15 protein-coding genes and 1 pseudogene are annotated in these 21,209 nt (G+C 47.3%); 14 read left to right on the top strand and 2 right to left on the bottom strand.

Annotated elements, in window-relative coordinates; translation table 11 throughout:
* The first annotated feature begins 182 nt into the window (after positions 1-182).
* From DWX59_RS29055 to DWX59_RS18535, 11 genes are all read left to right on the top strand, one after another.
* A complete protein-coding gene (locus tag DWX59_RS29055; RefSeq protein ID WP_173906186.1) occupies positions 183-1,289 on the top strand; it encodes an HNH endonuclease domain-containing protein in 1,107 nt (368 codons plus the stop codon).
* A gap of 63 nt (positions 1,290-1,352) precedes the next feature.
* The gene (locus DWX59_RS18585; RefSeq protein ID WP_117560700.1) at positions 1,353-1,940 is read left to right on the top strand and encodes a class I SAM-dependent methyltransferase; all 588 of its coding nucleotides are present in this window, start codon (positions 1,353-1,355) and stop codon (positions 1,938-1,940) included.
* Complete coding sequence (locus tag DWX59_RS18580; protein ID WP_117560699.1) at positions 1,910-4,408, top strand: DEAD/DEAH box helicase family protein; 2,499 nt, start codon at positions 1,910-1,912, stop codon at positions 4,406-4,408. The genes DWX59_RS18585 and DWX59_RS18580 overlap by 31 nt, the downstream gene beginning before the upstream one ends.
* A 102-nt stretch (positions 4,409-4,510) precedes the next feature.
* The gene (locus DWX59_RS18575; RefSeq protein ID WP_117560698.1) at positions 4,511-5,239 is read left to right on the top strand and encodes a response regulator transcription factor; all 729 of its coding nucleotides are present in this window, start codon (positions 4,511-4,513) and stop codon (positions 5,237-5,239) included.
* Between the two features lie 82 nt (positions 5,240-5,321).
* Positions 5,322-6,698, top strand: a complete 1,377-nt coding sequence (locus DWX59_RS18570; RefSeq protein WP_117560760.1) for a sensor histidine kinase — start codon at positions 5,322-5,324, stop codon at positions 6,696-6,698.
* A gap of 77 nt (positions 6,699-6,775) precedes the next feature.
* The gene (locus tag DWX59_RS18565) at positions 6,776-9,382 is read left to right on the top strand and encodes a glycoside hydrolase (protein ID WP_235845107.1); all 2,607 of its coding nucleotides are present in this window, start codon (positions 6,776-6,778) and stop codon (positions 9,380-9,382) included.
* A 506-nt stretch (positions 9,383-9,888) separates the two neighbouring features.
* Positions 9,889-10,902, top strand: coding sequence for a PDDEXK family nuclease (locus tag DWX59_RS18555; protein WP_235845106.1), 1,014 nt, complete (start codon positions 9,889-9,891; stop codon positions 10,900-10,902).
* A 741-nt stretch (positions 10,903-11,643) separates the two neighbouring features.
* Complete coding sequence (locus tag DWX59_RS18550) at positions 11,644-12,960, top strand: ABC transporter substrate-binding protein (RefSeq protein ID WP_235845105.1); 1,317 nt, start codon at positions 11,644-11,646, stop codon at positions 12,958-12,960.
* Positions 12,957-14,672: a sensor histidine kinase gene (locus DWX59_RS18545; protein WP_117560697.1), complete on the top strand. Its 1,716-nt coding sequence runs from the start codon at positions 12,957-12,959 to the stop codon at positions 14,670-14,672. The genes DWX59_RS18550 and DWX59_RS18545 overlap by 4 nt, the downstream gene beginning before the upstream one ends.
* Positions 14,673-14,876: 204 nt before the next feature.
* Complete coding sequence (locus DWX59_RS18540) at positions 14,877-15,692, top strand: Cof-type HAD-IIB family hydrolase (RefSeq protein ID WP_117560696.1); 816 nt, start codon at positions 14,877-14,879, stop codon at positions 15,690-15,692.
* Positions 15,693-16,026: 334 nt separating this feature from the next.
* The gene (locus tag DWX59_RS18535; RefSeq protein ID WP_117560695.1) at positions 16,027-16,347 is read left to right on the top strand and encodes a YerC/YecD family TrpR-related protein; all 321 of its coding nucleotides are present in this window, start codon (positions 16,027-16,029) and stop codon (positions 16,345-16,347) included.
* A gap of 160 nt (positions 16,348-16,507) precedes the next feature.
* Here DWX59_RS18535 and DWX59_RS18530 read toward each other — a convergent pair whose 3' ends face one another.
* Positions 16,508-17,125 carry a DUF1836 domain-containing protein gene (locus tag DWX59_RS18530; RefSeq protein ID WP_117560694.1) on the bottom strand — a complete coding sequence of 206 codons (618 nt, stop codon included), beginning with the start codon at positions 17,123-17,125 and terminating at the stop codon, positions 16,508-16,510.
* A 225-nt stretch (positions 17,126-17,350) separates the two neighbouring features.
* Here DWX59_RS18530 and DWX59_RS18525 point away from each other — a divergent pair, with 225 nt between their 5' ends.
* Complete coding sequence (locus DWX59_RS18525; protein WP_235845104.1) at positions 17,351-18,334, top strand: diguanylate cyclase domain-containing protein; 984 nt, start codon at positions 17,351-17,353, stop codon at positions 18,332-18,334.
* A 33-nt stretch (positions 18,335-18,367) separates the two neighbouring features.
* Here the strand turns inward: DWX59_RS18525 and DWX59_RS30080 are convergent.
* Positions 18,368-18,466 (bottom strand): annotated as a pseudogene (locus DWX59_RS30080) (DUF6783 domain-containing protein); the annotation flags it as partial.
* On the opposite strand from DWX59_RS30080, the gene DWX59_RS30075 reads away from it, so the two are divergent.
* Both DWX59_RS30075 and DWX59_RS18520 read left to right on the top strand, forming a co-directional pair.
* On the top strand, positions 18,422-18,583 hold the full coding sequence (locus DWX59_RS30075) for a DUF6783 domain-containing protein (RefSeq protein WP_319638814.1): 162 nt from the start codon (positions 18,422-18,424) through the stop codon (positions 18,581-18,583). The pseudogene DWX59_RS30080 and the gene DWX59_RS30075 sit on opposite strands and share 45 nt — an antisense overlap.
* Positions 18,584-18,619: 36 nt before the next feature.
* Positions 18,620-21,148, top strand: a complete 2,529-nt coding sequence (locus DWX59_RS18520) for an ATP-dependent helicase (RefSeq protein ID WP_117560693.1) — start codon at positions 18,620-18,622, stop codon at positions 21,146-21,148.
* The last annotated feature ends 61 nt before the right edge of the window (positions 21,149-21,209 follow it).

The following is a 21,209-nucleotide window of genomic DNA, read 5'->3' as shown; positions in this document are numbered from 1 at the left end:
ATTAGGAGGGACGGGCGGGGGTGAGGGAAAAATTGAAAATGTAAGTATAAACAAGGGTATATATAGGTGAAAAGTGAAATCCTGTGGTATAATGTTGTAAATATATGTATTTGGAGACGTAAATCAAGCTATAGATATTCCTGGTATATGATTTGCCGGATACATTGCAGGGGGAAGGAAAAATGCAGCTTCCATATTCAGAAACAATCGATATTATATATTTAGCCAGATTGTTTGATAAAAAAAGTGAATCATATAAATTATTCTGGTTTCTTGCCATTGTAGACAAGGTCAGTGATGGAAAATCCTATTTGACATATGATGAGTTGATTAACTGGATGGTTGCGGATGCATGGTATATGGTTACGGAATTCAGGCTGAATCTGGGACCGTCAGATACCCTGGAAGCCCTTGTGAAATACATATATCAGGTAAGCGGTCTCAAAACCAATGAAAAAAAGGATGTAATACTCTCTTTTTTAAATGGGTTTAATGATAAAAACGTGGCTGAAATGAAACGGACTATAATACAGAATGTTCCGTACAGACTTCAGGCGCCTTTTACAAAACAGATAACCAATGATATGTGGAAGGGGTCCAGAAAGAAACTGGCAGAGAATTTAAATCGTGAAAAACGTTTAATATATTATTTTACAGAACTGGCCGGAATGAAGACTGCCATCAAGATCCAGCCGGAGTGGTGTGACTATATTAGTAAGAATAAGGAGATATTAAGAGGCTGGGTGCGGTATAATCTGATTATGTATCTGCAAAGACGGAATCCAAATGTGCCGGGAATTGCAGAGAAACTGGATGTTCCGCGAAAAAGGCAGATGAATCTGGTCATCCAATATTGGAAGAAGATTATTGAAATAAAGCCGGTTGATGAAATTTATCTAAACCAGCCGCTTACCAGCCAAAATATTTCCATTGACCATTTTGTTCCATGGTCTTATGTGGCACATAATGAATTTTGGAACCTACATCCAACAACAAAGAGAATTAACAGCAAAAAAGGGAATAACCTGCCGGACTGGGACATATATTTTCCGGCGTTATGTAGAACAGAATATTTTTCTTATAATATGATGTGGGAATATGAAGTGGTTCATGAAGCATTTGAAAAATGCAGGAATGTGCATATCAATAGCGATGAGGTTTATATGAAGCTATATAAACCTGGTCTGAATAAGGAAGAATTTTGCACTAATCTGGAGAATATCATGCTTCCTGTTTATAAGTCTGCCCAGAATGCTGGATTTAAAGGATGGGATTTGAAGAGCAGTTAGTGGATTACGAAGAGAAAAGAGCCATTGGCTAATTAGCAGGATGAGAGGAGCGATAGTAAAGGGATGAATGATTCATTGGAATATTATAATCTGCATGCAAAGGAATTTTTTGATAACACAAGGGATGTTGAATTTACAGAGATGCAGGACCGGTTTCTGAAATATTTGAATCCAGGGGCCAGGATACTTGATTTCGGATGCGGATCAGGCAGGGATACAAAGTATTTTCTGGGCAGAGGCTTTAAGGCAGAAGCAGTGGACGGCTCAGAGGAACTGGTTAAGATAGCAGCGGAGTATACCGGCGCCAATGTCAGGCAGATGTTCTTCCAGGATTTGAATGAAAATGAAACGTACGATGGAATCTGGGCCTGTTCATCGATTTTACATCTCACATACAGTGAGTTGGCTGAGGTGTTTGTGAAAATGGCCCGTGCCCTGGTTCCGCATGGGATTCTGTATACATCGTTTAAATATGGAACGGATGAAAGGGAACGGAACGGGCGTTATTTTACGGATATGACTGAGGATAAGATGAAAGGGCTGTTGGATACTGTGGATGTATTTTCAGTTGAGGATATGTGGGTGACATCTGATGTACGACCGGGGAGAGATGAAGAGAAATGGCTGAACATGATTTTGAGGAAAAAATAAGAGGAGCAGATAATATGCAGTTTGATATCGGGTCCTGTGATGTGATGACAGGGGGAATGGATAAAAACCGTTTCCTTTTGTACCAGTTAAAGCTCAGTATGCTCAAGGCAGGGCATATAGACATCATTGTGTCATTTCTCATGGAGTCAGGTGTGAAGATGATACTGGATGATTTGGAACAGGCTCTGGAACGCGGTGCGAAAATCAGGATACTAACGGGCAATTACCTTGGGATTACGCAGCCCGGGGCATTGTATCTGATAAAGGATAAATTGGGGGACCAGGTGGAACTGCGCTTTTATAATGATAGGGGCCGTTCATTCCACCCCAAAGCTTATATTTTCCGCAATGGAGATTGGGGAGAAATCTATATAGGTTCATCCAATATATCTAAGAGTGCGCTTACATCAGGAATTGAATGGAATTATCATTTTGACAATAGACGTGATGCGTATAATTTCAGACAGTTTTATGATACATTTGAAGATCTGTTTTATAACCATTCCATCATTATAAATGACCAGGTCCTGAAGCAATATTCAAAGGAGTGGAAAAAACCAGCGGTCCAGCGGGATTTGGAACGGTATGACAGTCTTGTCAACGAAACGGACCGTGTGGGAGGATTTGAACCAAGAGGAGCGCAGATTGAAGCCTTGTATGCATTAAAATGCAGCCGCAGGGAAGGAGCGAAGAAGGGTTTGGTCTATGCGGCAACCGGTATAGGAAAGACGTATTTGGCAGCTTTTGATTCCAGGACTTATGAAAACGTCCTGTTTGTGGCGCACAGGGAGGAAATATTAAAACAGGCGGCTGAGAGTTTCCGTAATGTGCGGAATTCGGATGATTATGGATTTTTTACCGGTCAGGAGAAATGCATTGGAAAGTCGGTAATCTTTGCATCGGTATCAAGCCTGGGAAAACCGGCTTATCTGAATGAAAGGTATTTTCCCAGGGATTATTTTGACTATATCGTGATTGATGAATTCCATCATGCGGTGACGGACCAGTATAAACGGATTATGGAATATTTCAGGCCTCAGTTCATGCTGGGACTGACCGCCACACCAGACAGGATGGATGGAAGGAATATATATGAATTATGCGATTATAATGTGCCCTATCAAATAAACTTAAAGGATGCGGTTAATAAAGGCCTGCTGGTACCGTTTCATTATTATGGCATTTTTGATGAGACAGTGGATTATTCCGGGATACATATGGTAAAGGGCAGGTACGCGGAGGAAGAACTGACAAGGGAACTGCTGGTCAACAGACGGTACGATTTAATTTACAACCACTATATGAAATACCGCTCAAGAAAGGCGTTAGGGTTCTGTTGTTCCCGTAAGCATGCGGAGCAGATGGCAAAGGAATTCTGTCTTAGGAATATCCCGGCGGCCGCAGTGTACAGCGATTCAGACGGTGAATACGCGGAGGAGAGGGGCGAAGCCATAAGAAAACTCAGGGATGGTGAGATAAAGGTAATTTTTTCAGTTGACATGTTCAATGAAGGACTTGATATCAGTGAGATTGATATGGTCATGTTCTTAAGACCCACAGAATCACCGGTTGTGTTTTTGCAGCAGCTTGGCCGGGGACTGCGTAAAAGCAGGAATAAGGAGTATCTGAATGTACTGGATTTCATAGGAAATTATGAGAAGGCAGGTTCTGCACCATTCTTGTTAAGCGAAAGGCCATATTCCAGTGCAGAGGCAGAACGGATGCAGCAGCAGGACTTTGAATATCCGGATGAGTGTGTGGTGGATTTTGATATGCGGCTAATTGATCTGTTTCATGAGATGGCGAAGAAAGGGGTTAAGAAGGAAGAACGGGTCAGGGGAGAGTATTTCCGTATTAAAGAGCAGCTGGGCGGAAGGGTACCTACCCGGATGGAACTGTTTACTTATATGGAGGATGAGATTTTTCAGCTGAGTGCAGGCCTGAAGAACAGCCCGTTTAAGCATTATCTGAGATATCTGGACGGGTTGGATGAATTGGGGGATAGGGAGCGTATTATTTTCCGGGGGATTGGGAATGAGTTCCTGGAGTTGCTGGAAACCACCCAGATGTCAAAATCATATAAGATGCCGGTGTTGATGGCCTTTTATAATGATGGGGATATTAAGACGGCAATCAGTGAAGATGATATTTATCGCAGTTATATGGAGTTTTATGGTACGGCAAATAACTGGAAGGATTTAGAGAAAGATAAAGGGACCAGTGATTTTAGGTCATGGGATAAGAAACGCTGTGTCACCGAGGCATTGAAAAATCCGGTAAAGTTTTTGCTGCAGTCCGGTAATGGTTTTTTTGTGCAGCTGGAGGGGGCGGTGCTGGCATTAAATCCGCAGCTTCATGAGGCTGTGGGGCTGGATGGGTTTGCGGAGCAGATGAAGGATGTGATTGAGTACCGGTCGATGGATTATTATAGGAAGCGGTATGAGAATGAATATTTACATCTAACATGAGTAATAGTAAAATTTTATCAGGGGATTTTAAATATGTAAAGCTTTGCGTTATATGTGCTGAAGATTTACAAAGTAATATATAGAAATGAAAGAGGAACTGTCATGCACATCCTAATTGCCGAAGACCATCCGGACCTCCGGAAAATCCTAACTCTTTACCTGCAAAAGGAGGGTTACCAGGTATCCGTTGTATCTAACGGACAAGAAGCCATTACCTATCTGATGGAACGCTGTGGTCTAAAGAAGGAAGCCAAAAATAACTTGGGATTGACCTTTTCGAAATCCCCCTCATCACATGCACCCGCCACCCTCCCCGACCTCCTGATCCTGGACTGGATGATGCCGGTCCAGGATGGCATCCAGACCTGCCGTGAAATCCGGGCCCTGAACCTTCCAATTAAAATCCTGATGCTGACTGCAAAGGGAGAAACAGAGCATGAAATCCTGGGTTTAACCAGCGGGGCAGACGACTATGTGCGTAAGCCATTCGACATCAAGGTGCTTCTTCTGCGTATCAAGAAGCTTTGCCGTCTGGAAGGTATCCTGTGCTGCGGGGACATTTCCCTGAACCAGGAGACCTTTGAGGTAAGGAAAGGCAACATTCCGGTTGTATTGACCAGGACGGAATATGAACTGCTCCGTTATTTCCTGACCAACCAGCGCATCATCCTGACCAGGGAGCAGCTGTTAAACCAGGTATGGGGGATGGACTTTGAGGGCGACAGCCGGACCGTGGATACCCATATCCGCAGGCTTCGCAGGAAAATCGGAGAGGAGTATATAAAGACCCGCATCGGAATCGGCTATGTCATTAGTGACAGGAAGGATTAAATATATAACGAAACTTACAGACAAGTACACGAACCAGTATATGGCCACTTATCCGGTCAGACACAAACAGAAAACCAGATATATGAATAAATTATGGAAAAAGTTCATCTACGGAACAGCGTTGATTATGGCATTCACTCTAATCCTATCCCTTGTAGTGAACTCAAAGATTGTAGGGAAATACTACCTGCGCAGTCAAAAACATTATATCCAGGACATTGGCAGTCAGCTAATCACCCTTTTTGAAAGCGGTACAACGCCTGAAAATGCTGTTAGGATTCTGGAAGAACAGGAAAAGGTCCTGGTTGTATATTCAAGCAACACATCGGACAGTGAAGCCCTCAGCAATGAACTGCGCGAACAGTTCCGGCAAAAGGGGTTAGGTTTCCAGAAGTTCTGGCTTTGGGAACAGGATTACCAGGATGCGGTAGAACACGGCATGAAGCTACGCCTTTATCAGCAGGAAAAACTGAAGTATGGGATTCTGGCTGAGTACATGTTTACAGATAAAGGCATGTTTGCCATTGCCGCGGTGGTTCCCAATACCGAGGAAACTGTTGGCATATTGAATCAGTTCCTGATTATCCTTCTGTCCATTTCATCCGTGGTTGCAGTAGTCCTCATGTATATACTGGTTAGGCACATTACCAACCCATTAAAGGAGATGGAGGAGTTTTCACGCAGGATTTCCGGGCAGGATTACGGCAGCAGGCTGGTAATCCATACTAATGATGAACTGGAGACAGTGGCCGACAGTATGAACCGGATGAGCCAAAGTATTAAGGAATATCAGGATATGCTGCTTGGGAAGAACCGGCAGATGGAGGCGCTGCTGGACAATGTGGCCCATGACCTGAAGACGCCCATCTCGCTGATTGGCACCTATGCGACAGGGATGCAGGATGGGCTGGATGACGGGACATTTTTAGACACCATTATCCGCCAGAATGCGAAAATGGCCCGGCTCACAGAACAGTTAATGGGGTTGTCACGGATTGGGCAGAAGAAATATTCGGAAGAGACCATTGCCCTTGACCGCCTGCTGCAGGACCAGGTTGAGGAACAGAGGATATCTGCCGTTCAGAGAAATCTCGGTATTTCCACATCCATAGAACCGGACCGGTATATCCGGGGAAATGCAGAACTGATTTCAACTATTTTTTCCAACCTGCTGTCCAATGCAATTAAATATGCGGCAGAGTCTGGGCCTGGGATTGAAATACGTCTGTATGGAAATGACGCTGGTTGTCATTTTACCATATCCAACCAGCTGCAGGCAGGGAATCTGGATTTAGACAGAATATGGGAACCATTCTATGTCGGGGAGTCCTCCCGCAATCAAAATCTGTCCGGTACCGGGCTGGGGCTGCCTATTGTAAAAAAGATTGCAGAACAATGCGGTTATGGGATAAATTGTACCGCAGAAGACGGGAGAATAAAAATTACGGTTATTTTTTAAAACCTGGTTTTGTCAAATAAATGTAACATCCCCTTATTATACTGGGTCTGAAGTATAAAAATGATAAGGAGATTGACATGACAAAACCAGGTTTGTTATTCCGGGGGGCATGCATTCTATTTGCGGTATGCCTGACCGGGTGCGGGATTCATAATCCCATTGCAGACAGTAAGGGGACGGATGCGGTGAAGGTATCCGCCGTCCTTCGGGAACAGGAAGAAGATTCTGATTTTGGGAAAGCCATGGGCATGGCATTTGAGTATGAGGTGGATTCGGAAACATTTGCGATTGAACTGTTTACAGCGGATGGTTCAGTGCGCGCAGCTTTACCGCTTCAGGAGAGGGCGGTGGAAGATTACCGGAAAAAGGGCGAGGAAGTCTCATGGCGGTATCAGGAAGATGGGATTGCTGTCTCCGTTAGCCCTGAAGACGATTACCTCAGTGTTATGATTACTTCGGAGACAGACCGTGACAACGCCTTTACATGGCCGGAAATATCTGCGTACAGCTATTATTTCCCATTTGGTGAAGGAAAGCGGGTTCCGGCAGATAATTCGGTCTGGAAGGATTATCTGGCGGGGCAGATAGGCCAACCTGCTTCGTCCTTTCCGGCGGATTTTGCAGGTCAGCTGGAAGAATCCAACACAACAGCCCAGGTCAGTCAGCCTAATCCGGCAGGACAATCCTATCCGGCAGACCAGTCCAATCCTCCTGCCAAGGAATTTTCTGTCCTTGAACAGTTTTCCATGCCTTTTTGGATATCATCCGCTGGAGATTACGCGGTCCTGTTCATAATGGAAGACCCATTCCACACGAAAATAGGTTTCAGACAAAATCCGGATTTGACATTTTCACTGAATAATGAGTTTCCGGCTATTGATACGGACAGGACAAAGCAGTTCCGCATCTATCTTACAGACAATGACCCTGTCTCTGCGGCGAAGCTCTACCGCAAGTATGTGAGGGAAACTGACTGGTTTATCACATTGGAACAAAAGGCAGAATCTAATCCGATGATAAGGAAGCTTTACGGCGCACCATTCATATACCTTTGGGGCGAGCGGCTCATTTCCCCTGAGGACGTGAACTGGCCGGCCTTTCGTACCGCAATAGGGTCGCTGTTCATGAATTACCTTACATCATTTTCATCCCAGGTGGAGAATGGAAATGAAATCAAAGCAGTTTTGGATGAAATCCAATCTCAGGATTATGTTGCGGACTACCAGAAACATCTGGTATGCAGTTATCTCAGCGGAGTATTGAAACTGCCGGAATTCTATTCGCAGCTTTCTTCACTACCTTATGAATCGTTCTACACACCATCCACCGCCCCGCCCGATGCGCCGTCCACTGCACCCTCCGATGCGCCGTCCGCCCTTTGGCATGCATTTACCACATCCTCCCCTGAATTGACAGCGATTCTGGCTCCGGGATATGAAAACCTGAACGAATCCAATCAAATCCAGGTTAACAAATATATCCTGTCCGCAAACCTTCCGGATGTATTCGGCAATCCCTCCAATTGGATGGACCAGAATACGGTGGAACTAATCCGGCAGCTGAAGACGTCCGGCATCAGCCAGGCGTGGATTGGGCTTAACAGCTGGGAACAGGCCTATGCGAAACCGGAACTTGTGGAGGAGGCGGTAGGCCAGGGCTATCTTATTGGCAGCTATGATTCCTATCACTCCATACATGAGCCGGGCAATGAACAGTGGGTTACGGCCAGATTCGGGGATACATCCCTATATGACCGCGCATCGGTGGAGGATAGGGATGGAGGGAAAATAGAGGGATTTAAGGGTGTGGGGCGAAAGCTGAATCCGGTTCTGTCACTTCCTGCTGTACGGGAGCGGATGCTGGAAATCATGGGCAACGGACTTCCTTTTAATTCCTGGTTTATTGACTGTGATGCCACCGGGGAGATTTATGATGATTATGCGCCAGGCCATATTACCACGCAGCAGCAGGACCTGGCGGCCCGGCTGGAGCGGATGGCATATATCCGGGATACCTACGGCATGGTCATCGGTTCTGAGGGAGGCCATGATTTTGCAGCTTCTACCATTGCATTTGCACATGGAATTGAGATGCAGAGTTTTTCGTGGATGGACGATGATATGAAGGAAAACAGGGACAGTGAATATTTTATAGGAAAATATTATAATCCGGACGGTGGGGTGGCGGAGCATTTTTCCAGACGGATTCCTGTAAAAAGCAGGTACCGGACACTGTTCACCGACCTAAGATATGATGTCCCGCTGTACAAACTGGTCTATAATGATTCCGTGATTACCAGCTACCACTGGGATTGGTCAACCTTTAAAATCAAAGACCAGACCGGAACGCGCATGCTGCGGGAAATCCTTTATAATGTTCCGCCCCTTTACCATCTGGATGCCGCCCAGTGGGAAAAATATAAGGATGATATAGTAAGACATAATGCGGTATGGTCTGAATTCAGCCGGAATGCCGTCACACAGGAGATGACTGGTTTTCGATATCTGAAGGAAGACGGTTCCGTGCAGATGACGGAATATGGCGATGGAATACAGGCAGCAGCAAATTTTAATGATGAACCTTTTATTTATGGAAATCAGGAGATTCCGGGTAAGTCGGTTTTAATCAGGATGGATGGGAAGGAAACCGTTTATACACCTAAAACGGCGCCGGATAATGCATAACTACGGAGATGGAGGATTCATAAAGGTAGCGCTGGATGACTTAAAAAGACGGCATTGGATAAATCCAAAAGGCGGTGTCGGATAAATCCAAAAGACGATATAGGATAAATCCAAAAGACAACGCCGGATGACTCATAAAAAACTCCTCATATAACTCATAAAGACAGGACGGAGTTCATCCCATTCGCACAGAATTGTAGTTTCATATAAGTTTCTCCTTTTCATTCCATTGTTTTTGCGGTAAAGTAAATAAAAAAGCACTCCATTGCATGTGTTAAAGTGTTCCTTGTACGTCCGGCTTTATACGTTCAAACCACGATGAAGTGAGACGTGCATGGAGCAGGAAGGAATGTTGAACCACACCAGGGCGCGGGGGAGCGGCAAGAGATAAAGGAGGAGGCTTTATGGCTGGATATATAATGACTCTTAGTGATATTGATTCTCTTACATATTGTGTAAAGACAGGAACATACAGTACTAATCTCGGTACGCCAAAGGGGAATTGGATGACGTATCATGAAGGGACATTTGCTGACTATCTTAGCATGAAACCAGGTGACAGCATCTATTTCTTTATTAAGAGGAAAATATACGGCATTGGAAAGCTGATTGAAATTCATTCGGAGTGCAGGTTCTTAAATTATATTGGTGCGGACAGGCCGGTCGATTATTCAAAGAAAAACTATAAGAAACTGGAACCGTTGTTGGATGAGGGAACTGCCAATAACCGCTGTTTGTGTGTGTTTGAGCCATCACCGCTTTTCTTTTTAAATGGAGTGGATATGGATGATGCATTAAACAGCAATCCGGACAGGTTCCGCATGCTTCGGGCGATGTGGAAGGTTTCTTTTATTAAAGTGGATGATGATGAAAATCAGGCATTGATGGATATTATTTTGAAAAGAAATGAGGAAGACCTGCTTCTTAATAAAAATGCATATCCATTTTCGAAAGTATTACATAATCAGATTAGGGATAAAAATACAGAACAGTACAAGCTGACAGCAGATAACATACTTATGTCATGTGCTAAAGGAAGCAAGATTAATCATGAAATGGCAATTGAAGCCGCGTTGTGTGAAATCCTGTCAGGAGATAACAGTACTCCGATGGGAAAGTGGGACTATATATCCCATCAGGTGGTTGCCTCACCGTTTAAGGCAATTGAGTATATGGATAAGATGGACATATTCGGATACAGGTATATTCCGGGATATAAGACTAAATCCAGGTATCTGGTAGTAGAGATAAAAAAGGGAGAGGCGGCAGATGATGTCATTGGACAGATAATGAAATATGTGGATTGGATTCAGGGAGAATACGCATATGGCGACTATTCCATGATTGAGGCATATGTAGTGGCGTCAGGGTTTTCGGATTCCGTCAGACAGAAGAGGGACCGGGAATGTGTAAGACACTATACAAAAGGCTGCCGGCCTGCCATACCATGTATCTGGTCGTCCGTGAAATTGGTTGAATATGAATTTATTGACAATAAACTCAGTTTGAAAGAAGTATAAAGTGCGTGTAATATAAGTGCTGCTTATTGCATGATTTCGGATGTCCGCTGCCTGTTACCTGTTACCGGACATTCGCTGTTTGATTCCTTCATACTGCTGCGGATGGGATTTCGAATAAAATTATTGTAATAGTCGAGGCGAGTTCCTATGCTGAAAAAACAACACGCCGGGACTTGGGAACAAGGTTGTCTTTATTGACGGGTATCAGGGATTCATCTATCCAAAGAAAGCGTTAATCTGCGAGGTAAGGGATTATATACTGAAGTCCATGGAAAAGAATGAGCAGGGAACGATTATCCGACAGACGGCATTTCAACCGCTGTTTTAGGAAACATGCAGGGGAGGATTCCAGGAACTATCTGACAGATATAGGGATAAAGGGGCCATAAAGCTGTTAAAAAACGGGTTACAAGGAAAATAAGGCGGCTGAGGCTGTGGGGTATAAGAATGTACGCCGGATTAACGAAAATTTTAAAGGGAAATATGAGCAGAGTCCAAGTGAATACAGGGAACACCATGGGAGAAATAGGGTGTAAAGGTACGGGGCGGTTGGGAAAGGCAGCAGGCAGGAGGAGCCTGGGATTTAAAGCCCAAGGATTCGGAGTCCAAAAATGCAGAGTCCAAAAATGCAGAGCCCCAAAATATGGGGCCCAAGAATATGGACTCCTGGGAACCCAAGTACTGCGGCTTTCGGAATCATGTTCCGGTGTTACGCGATGTGGAGCCGGCTTTTCCAATGCCATGCCATCGGGTGTATTCCGTTTCTTCCCCATGTCCGTATTCCTGTTATTGACCGTCCTGTTTTTAACAATCACGCTGTCCGCCTGTTCCGTCCGTACATTACCCTCCGGTGAAGACGGTGCGGTCCATAAAACCTATACCGGACAAGCTGCCAGAACAGAGGAGGCTTCCAGCCAGGTCAGACTCCGTCTGGTCTATTCCGCTGATGATTTGAAATGGAAAAGCGTGGTTGAAGACACGGCAGAGGCATTCATGAAGGCGAATGAGGACATCGAGTTGGAATTGTACTGTATGCCGGAAAATAAGAACCGGCCCTATATTGAGTCCCTGAAAATATTGGCTGCCCAAAAGGAATTCTTTGACATTGTGGAAATGAGGGAGACATCTGCCCTGGCTGCCGCAGGACTTTTGGCGCCGGTTCCGGAGGCTGTTTCTGTCCTGGTGGAGAATCCTGGCACATATGAGGGGGTGTGTTATGGTGTGCCATTGTATGCAACTACGCTGGGAATTATTTACAATAAAGATATATTTAAGGGCCAGGGGCTTCTTGCACCTGACACATTTGAGGATTTCCTCCAAATATGTGAAACGGTAAAGGAGGCGGGGTATGATCCTCTGGCCCTGGGGGCGGCTGATGTGCGTCATATGGAATCCTGGGGGAATTATCTGTTCAGGAATTATATGGTTACAGAAGACGGAAACGTGCAGTGGACCGCGAAACATACCCGGCAGATGCTTGCCGATTACCGGAATCTTGCGGAACAGGGATATATAAACCCGGCATACCGGAATGTATCCGACAGTCAGACAGCCCAGTTGCTGGCATCAGGACAGGCCGCCATGGTGTATGCCGGTCCCTGGATGCTGACCCGGATAGAGGACCTGAATCCGCAGATACATCTGGGATTTTTCTTCCTGCCCGGCAAAGACGGGATTACCTATGCGGTTCAGGAACGCAGGGCAGAATGGGGGATATCCGCGGCCACTGCCCGGGACAAGAACAAGATGGAAGCAGCAAGACGTTTCCTTAAGTTTTATTATTCAGAAGGAATTTATGAAAATGTACTGGAAACCATGAATGGGGATTCGGTGACCGTGCGTCCTGTCCGAGGAATGGATACGCAGGATCAGGCAATCATAAAGGCGGCTTATTCCGCGAATCCGGTCCGAACCGGGGGAGTGACGGATTATGCTGAGGTCCCCGATGGATTTTTTACCTACTTTGCCCAACGGCTGGTGGATACCCTCTGGGGGGAGGAGCGTACGTCCTATCTGGCGGATGACCTGACCCGCAAGTGGGAGAGGGAGGCGCCATGATACGGAGAAAGAATCGTGGTTTTTATCACCTGGCCCTGTCATATATCTGTTTTGGGCTGGTGCCCACGCTGATTGCCGGCGCGGTTCTGTTTCACAGGTTTAAGGGAAACATGGAACAGGCCATACTGGATGATATGGGCCGCATGGTCAGTTACGCGGCACGCAATGCGCAGGAAATGGTGGACGAAAGCAGCAGTCTTACCAGGCGTATGTACGACATTTATACAGAGGATGGCAGACTGCTTTACCAGCTTCTGAAAGATACATCCATGGAAGACCAGGAAAAACGCACCCAGATGGCTTTGTTCCTAGAGGAAATGCTGGAAGGGGACAGCAGAATCCGCACAGCAGCCTTTGTGGATAGGGAGGGCAGGATATATTATGTCACCAGGAACACGCAGAAGGTGCTGGATGAAGACGCTTTCCGGCAGTGGATATCCCAGCAAGGGTACAGCGGGGAGAATTTTTCCGTGTATCCTACCCATGTGGACAGCTATTTCACGGATTCCGGGAACCCGGTCATAACCTTCCGCAGAAGTTACCAGGATCTGACATCCTTTAAGACCATTGGAATCAGCTTGGGAAACCTCTATCTGGACCTGGACCTTGGAAAGCTGGCCTCGGCGCTTCGGGATGTGGGCATGGGAATCCACGAGACATTTTCCATCATCAACGGAAATGGAATCTGCATCTACAGTATGGATGGCCCTGAGATTGGAAAGCCGCTGGAACCAATGATGCCCTGCCTGTCTTCCATGACGGGAATCAGGGGAAGCCTGACCGATGCCGGTCAGTATGTGGTGTATGAACGGATGGAAAGCAGCGGCTGGATTGTGGCGGCCCAGGCCGGTAAAGATGCTGTCATGGGCAGCTTATACACGACCGGACAGTATATCTTAATATTCTTAACCGGTTCATTCCTGGTGCTGGTGTACCTGTTTTCCAGTTTGGCAAAACGCGTCTCAAGGTCAGAGGGGCTGCTGGAACAGGGAATGATGGAGATACAGACAGGCAATCTGGGAAGCCGCATCGACGTGGGGGACAAGGAAGATGGAATCAGTGTCCTGGCTGCCGGATTTAACAACATGGCCCGGGAACTGGAGTCATCTATGAAGAAGGTGTCTGATACCCTGGGGGTCATCCGAATATCAGCCATGAAACATGAGGATAAAGAAACCGCCGGAATCGCAGAAAGCCTGTCCCGACAGATGGAGTACCTGATTGGCAGCTACAGCTGTATGGTTCCGCTGGAAAAGGAAATCGGCAACATACGGGAGTATTTCCACATCATGCAGATACAGTATGAAGACAGAATCCAGCTGGAAGTCAGCGTGGATGAGGATGTGATGGATGCAATCATCGTTAAAATGAGCCTGCAGCCTATTGTGGAAAATGCGGTTCAGCACGGTCTTATGCCCAAGACAGGAGACGGTACCGTGCGTATCGAGGCCCGCCGTAAGGATGAAATCCTGGAGATTACTGTCATGGATGACGGCGTGGGAATGACAGAGGAGATTCTTGCGGCCCTGAAGGACGGCCTGGACCAGGATGAGACGGGCGTACAGACTGGCAGCGGGGAGACACATGGAGGAATCAGGAATGTGCGTGACAGAATATGCAGGAACTTCGGGTCAGGATATGGACTGGAAATCATGAGCACTGAGGGGACGGGTACGGTTGCGGTCTATTGTCTGCCGTTGATACTGGAATAACCCGCACTAAATGCCTTATTGTTTTGCTGGTCTGATTTTCCGATAGCGCAGGAGTGGGAAACCCAGCCTAGAGCCTGCTATGCCTCTGTTTTCACCTGAACACTCAAAACCATTTGTTAAGGTTGTATCAAAGCAATCTTTCTGTTAAAATAAACCCATGGAATAAATTCAGGAATATATCAAACAAACAGGGGAGAAAGAGCAATGGACTATAAGATAATCGTATTGGATTTAGACGGTACTCTGACCAACCGGGACAAAATCATCACGCCCAGGACCAGGGATGCCTTAATGGAGGCCCAGAAAGCAGGAAATATCGTGGTTCTGGCATCCGGACGCCCCACACCCGGCGTGGAGCCGCTGGCAAGGGAACTGGAGATGGACCGCTTTGGCAGTTACATATTGTCCTATAACGGGGGCATGATTACCAATTGTAAGACAGGAGAGACTGTGTTTTCATCCCTTCTTCCGTTGGAAGCCAACGGGAAAATCATAGGCCTGGCAAAAGAGCACCGGGTGGATATCCTGACCTATGAGGGGGAAGAGGTCATCACCAACAACAGGGAATGCCCTTATGCAATCTCTGAATCCAATATTAACCATCTTCCGCTGCGCCAGGTGGATGATATGGAAGCCTATGTGGATTTTCAGGTACCCAAGTTCATCATGCTGGATGATGGGGACTATCTGGTGACTGTGGAACCAAAGGTAAAGGCTGCAATGGGCCGCGACTTCAGCGTATACCGTTCCGAGGAATATTTCCTTGAAATCATGCCAAAGGGCATAGACAAGGCACAGTCCCTGGCCCGTCTCCTGGACATCCTTGGCCTTAAGAAAGAACAGATGATTGCCTGCGGAGACGGATACAATGACCTGACCATGATTAAGTATGCCGGCCTTGGTGTGGCCATGGAAAATGCAGTGCTGCCTGTAAGGAATGCTGCGGATTATATCACTGCTTCCAATAATCATGACGGCGTCGGCCTGGTGGTGGAGAAATTCATGCTGGGACGGGGGTAGGTTGAGGCGTGCGGTGAAATGCCGGGGACATGCAGGCTGCGTATGAACTGTGCTGTAACATGCCAGACACACATCGGTCTACGTCTGATATATGCTGTAATCAGGTACCTGCATGCTGCACACGGTGAAACTTTACATTGAAAAAGTGTTAGGATGTATGGACTTTCAAACTTTAATATGTTAAAATGAGTGGGTATGAGGCATGGGACATGTACGGATGGTATCCAGACATGCCAAAGGCCTGTGTCCCTTTATAGGGGGACATTGATTCCACAACTACATGCGGCGGGGATGAACGTGGACCGCATAAATTATAAGGAGAGAGAACCAGGACATGAACAAAAAGATTAAAACGGATGCAGTGGATCATTTATTTGATGCCATACTGACACTTAAGAATCCAGAGGAGTGTTATAAGTTCTTCGAGGACGTGTGTACGATTAATGAACTTTTGTCACTTTCACAGCGCTATGAGGTTGCCAAGATGCTGAGGGAGGGCAAGACCTATCTGGAGATTGCGGAAAAGACAGGGGCGTCCACGGCAACCATCAGCCGCGTGAACCGTTCGCTGAACTATGGAAGCGACGGGTACGATATGGTGTTTTCAAGGCTTCAGGTAGACAGCATTGTTCCGGAAAAGGAAGACGGCAGATAATGAAATTGGATGCAGGGGATTGTGGGCTGTCCTGTAACCGGCAATGAGCCGCGATATGAATCATGCGGACATATATAAAACGGATATCACGGTATATCAGCCGATATACTGGATATCCGTTTTTTAACTCCTGCTGTCCGGATCCGGCGTCTGTCCTGGCTTACTTCTTCCGCGGCGGCGTTGCCTCCCCGCGCAGCTGGTCTGCAATCATCTCAATCATCTGCGTCTTCAGATAGACATCAAAGGACAGTTCGCATATAAAGGCAAAGAGCTGCAGGTATTCCTTATCTTCTTCATCCACCGATACGTCCTGAAAGGTTTTGCGGGAGCGGGCGAATTTGCCGGTCACGTCTTTCATCAGGCTGCCCATCTCGCCTTTTTCAAGGGTGAATACCTCTGTATAGATATCTTCCAGGGACAGGGGAGAATCCTTGCCGGTAAAGTGTCTCGATGTGATGGGGCGGAACAGCTCCTCAATATCATTAAAGGATAACAGGCTCTTAAAGTAATAAATGAATATCAGCATGAGCATGTGGTCCTTGGAATACTTCTTCTTCACTGGCGGGGGGAGCAGGTTGTTCTTGGCATAATTGTTAATCATGGTCTTGGTCAGGACCTTGTCTTCTGGATGGCGCCGCATGTCCTTTAAATGGCTTTCCATGAAGGTGGTAACCTGGTCCATATATAAATCAATATCAGGTATCTCTTCCGGCTTAACATGGGACAGACTTCCCAGATAGCCCAGCAGATCCCGAACACGTTCTTCATTTGTCTTCATCTGTCAGTCACCTCTGTCTTAGATATCACATTGCTATATCTATTATATAGTATTCAATACTAGATGACAAGGGGCAAATGCCAGAACATGGCAAAATACTTTGACGGTAGCAGAAAACGCCATATTATGTTATATTGTATGTCAGAGGAATTTGCAATCAGATTGAAAGGAATAAGTATGCGGGACGATATTTGCAGGGAAGCAAAACAATTGATACAGAGTGCCATGGAAGGTTATATATCTGGTAATCCGGAGGTACTGGCCAGATTGCTTACATATTGTTCGCCTGATGTGCTTGTGATTGGCACAGGACGGCATGAATTCTATCTTGGTCTGGAGGCTCTGACAGAAGGGATGAGGAAGGACCAGGAGGAAGCGGATGGAATCAGCTTTGTCATCAGGGAAGCGTGGTATGAGGCAAAGCTGATTACGGAAAACAGCTGTGTAGTCTATGGTGAATTTAAGGCCCGGGAAAAAGATACGGACGGGAAGGAAGTCATCATTGACATGGATACAAGGATTACGGCAGGGCTCCACCGGGATGACAGCGGCCGGCTTGTGATTGACAGCCTGCACCAGTCCGTGCCCTATATTTACCAGCAGGAAGGCGAATACTATCCAAAGACCATAGCGGACCAGGCAGCCGCTGCCCTGGAGCGGACCGCCATTCTGGAGCGGACCATCCAGCTGGACTCCCTGACCGGCCTGTACAACAGGAAGTATACGGAAATGCACATAACCAGGCTTTTGACCAATGACCATGAAAGCGGCCTGATGTTCGTCATTGACATGGACGACTTTAAGAAAGTCAACGATACCCATGGCCATCTCAAGGGGGATGAACTGCTGAAGGAAGTAGGGGCAGCTCTTATGGATTTTGTCCCACCCCCCGGCATTGCAGGCAGGATAGGAGGGGATGAGTTCATGATTTTCATGCCAGGTCCCATGGAAAGGGAACAGGGGGAAAATAAAGCCCGCATCCTGATTCAGTCCATCAGCCGGATCCTCCTAAGGATGGGGCTGGACCAAAGCTGTTCCATTGGGATTACACAGATAAGGAAGGACGGCGGGACATTTGACAGGGCCTACCGGAAGGCGGACGAAGCCCTGTACCGTGCCAAGACCAGCGGTAAGAATATGTTCTGCTGGCGGGATGGGGACGGGGAAGAATGGGGATGCAGGAACGGCGAAGAAGGAACCATACCCTAGGGCCTGGTTGAAAATTCATTCCCGCCATCTGCCCTAAGGAATCCACCATAGGTACCCCTTAGGGCAAAGCACGCCCCACTTCGCGGCATATTTGGTCCCAATTCGGTCAACGTAGCCCGCTACGCCGCCCTCATCGGGACCAAATCTCCCACAAAGTGGAACGCACAGCTGACAGAAAGCAATTTTCAAACAGACCCAAGGGTCTTAAGTTGCACAATGAGGCCTGTAATGGTATACTTATACATCTGACAGATTGAATGAAGAAATAAAGGCGGTACATATAATATGAGTATTTACGATACATTAAATCCCATGCAGAAGGAGGCTGTGTTTCACACCGAAGGTCCTCTTTTGATTCTTGCCGGAGCGGGCTCGGGCAAGACCAGGGTGCTGACGCACAGGGTGGCTTACCTGATTGATGAGAAGAATGTGAACCCCTGGAATATACTGGCCATTACATTTACCAACAAGGCGGCAGGGGAAATGAGGGAGCGTGTGGACCAGTTGGTAGGTTTTGGGGCCGAGAGTATCTGGGTGAGCACATTCCATTCCACCTGCGTAAGGATCCTGCGCAGGCACATAGAATGCCTGGGATACACGACCAGCTTTTCCATCTATGACAGCGATGACCAGAAGACATTGATGAAGCAGGTATTTAAGAGCCTGGACGTGGATACCAAGCAGTTTAAGGAGCGCTCCGTGCTGGGCGTGATATCCTCGGCCAAGGATAAGCTGATCATGCCTGAGGAATTCCTACTGAACGCAGGGCAGGATTTCCGCCAGAAAAAGGTGGGGGAGATATACAAGGAGTACCAGAAGCAGTTAAAGAAGAACAATGCCCTGGATTTTGACGATTTGATTGTCAAGACCGTGGAACTGTTCCAGAATAATGCTGAAGTGCTGAATTATTACCAGGAACGGTTCAAGTATATCATGGTGGATGAGTACCAGGACACCAACCAGGCCCAGTTTAAGCTGGTGAACCTGCTTGCGGATAAGTACAGGAATCTCTGTGTGGTAGGTGATGACGACCAGTCCATTTACCGGTTCCGCGGGGCCGATATAGAGAATATCCTGAGCTTTGAGTCAGCATTTCCAGGTGCCAAGGTCATAAAGCTGGAGGAGAATTACCGATCCACCCAGAATATCCTCAATGCGGCCAACGGTGTTATCCGCCATAACCGCGGGAGGAAGGATAAGACCCTGTGGACAGCCAATGGGGAAGGCAGTCTGATTCGGTTCAAGCAGTTTGACATGGCCAGGGAGGAAGCGGATTATGTGGCCAGACAGATACGTGACAGTGAATTTTCCTATCAGGATCAGGCAGTGCTCTACAGGACCAATGCCCAGTCCCGTCTCATAGAGGAACGGTGCATTTTCTATAATGTGCCTTACCGGCTGGTGGGAGGCGTGAACTTCTATCAGCGAAGGGAAATCAAGGACATCCTGGCCTATCTCAAGACAATTGCCAATGGCGTGGATGACCTGGCCGTGCTGCGCATCATCAATGTTCCCAAACGCGGTATCGGCGCAACCACCATGGGCAAGGTGACTGCGTTTGCATCTGAGCACGGCATGAGCCTCTATGGGGCGTTAAAGGAAGCACGTCAGGTTCCGGGGCTGGGCAAGGCTGCCGAGAAAATCCTTAAATTCATAGGGCAGATGGAGAGTTTCAGGGCCAGGGCAGAATCTGAGGATTTTTCCATCCGGGATTTGATAGAAGGAATCATGGATGAAACCGGATACCAGCAGGAACTGGAGGCAGAGGGCGAGATTGAGGCCCAGACGCGCCTTGAGAACATCGAGGAATTGGTGAACAAGGCGGTAAGTTATGAGGAGGACAGCGAACACCCTACTCTGGACGAATTCCTGGAGCAGGTGGCGCTGGTGGCTGATATTGACAGCATGGATGAGTCCGAGGACCGTGTGACCCTAATGACGCTCCACAGCGCCAAAGGCCTGGAATTTCCCAAGGTATACCTGGTGGGTATGGAGGACGGCCTGTTTCCCAGCATGATGTCCATTAATTCAGATGACCGGACTGACTTGGAGGAGGAGAGGCGTCTGTGTTACGTGGGCATCACCAGGGCTAAGAAGGAACTGGTGCTGACCTCGGCCAGACAGCGCATGGTCAACGGCGAGACAAGATACTGCAAGCCAAGCCGGTTCCTTGAGGAAGTGCCGGAAGGACTGTTGGACGAAGAACGCCTGGAGCCGGTGCTTGGAAGCTATGGCAGCCGCGGGAACGGTGCAGGACAGGCAAATGCCTCAGGCTTTGGCAGTACTGCAGACGATGCAGGGCTTCCGTGGAACCAGTCCGCTGCCTCAGGACGGGTAAGCACATTTGGCAAAGGGTATAATGCCTATGCCTCAAAAACATCGCTGCCATTTGACGGTTTTGGCATCGGTCCGGCAGGACAGGGCAGCGGGGCGGGATCTGGTGTCCAAGGAAATGGCTCCGCCGCTGGCAGCAGCATGGGGGCGGGATCTGGCGCAGGTCATGGTATGGGCGCAGGTCATGCCGGAAAGGCTGGTTATGGCGTAGGCGGAGGCTGTACTGGAAAGGCTGGCTATGGCGGAGGCGCTGGTCATGCCGGAACTGGTGGGAAACCGGCTTTTGGCAAGGCATTTACGGTTGAAAAGCCTGCTTCCCTGAATTACAGGGAAGGAGACCGGGTAAAGCATATTAAGTTTGGGGAGGGAACCGTCAAGTCCATAAAGGATGGCGGGAAAGACTATGAAGTAACCGTGGAATTTGATACTGCGGGGCAGAAAAAAATGTTTGCATCCTTTGCAAAATTAAAAAAGGCATAGGACAGCCGGTTAAAAACCCCCAGGATAAAAATTCAAGAAATTGGGATAGTAAAAAAGGGAC

It is taken from the genome of Enterocloster aldenensis (assembly GCF_003434055.1).
GTDB classification, from domain to species: Bacteria; Bacillota; Clostridia; order Lachnospirales; family Lachnospiraceae; genus Enterocloster; species Enterocloster aldenensis.
Note: the sequence above shows the minus strand (reverse complement) of the source record. Positions and strands in the feature narration are given on the sequence as shown.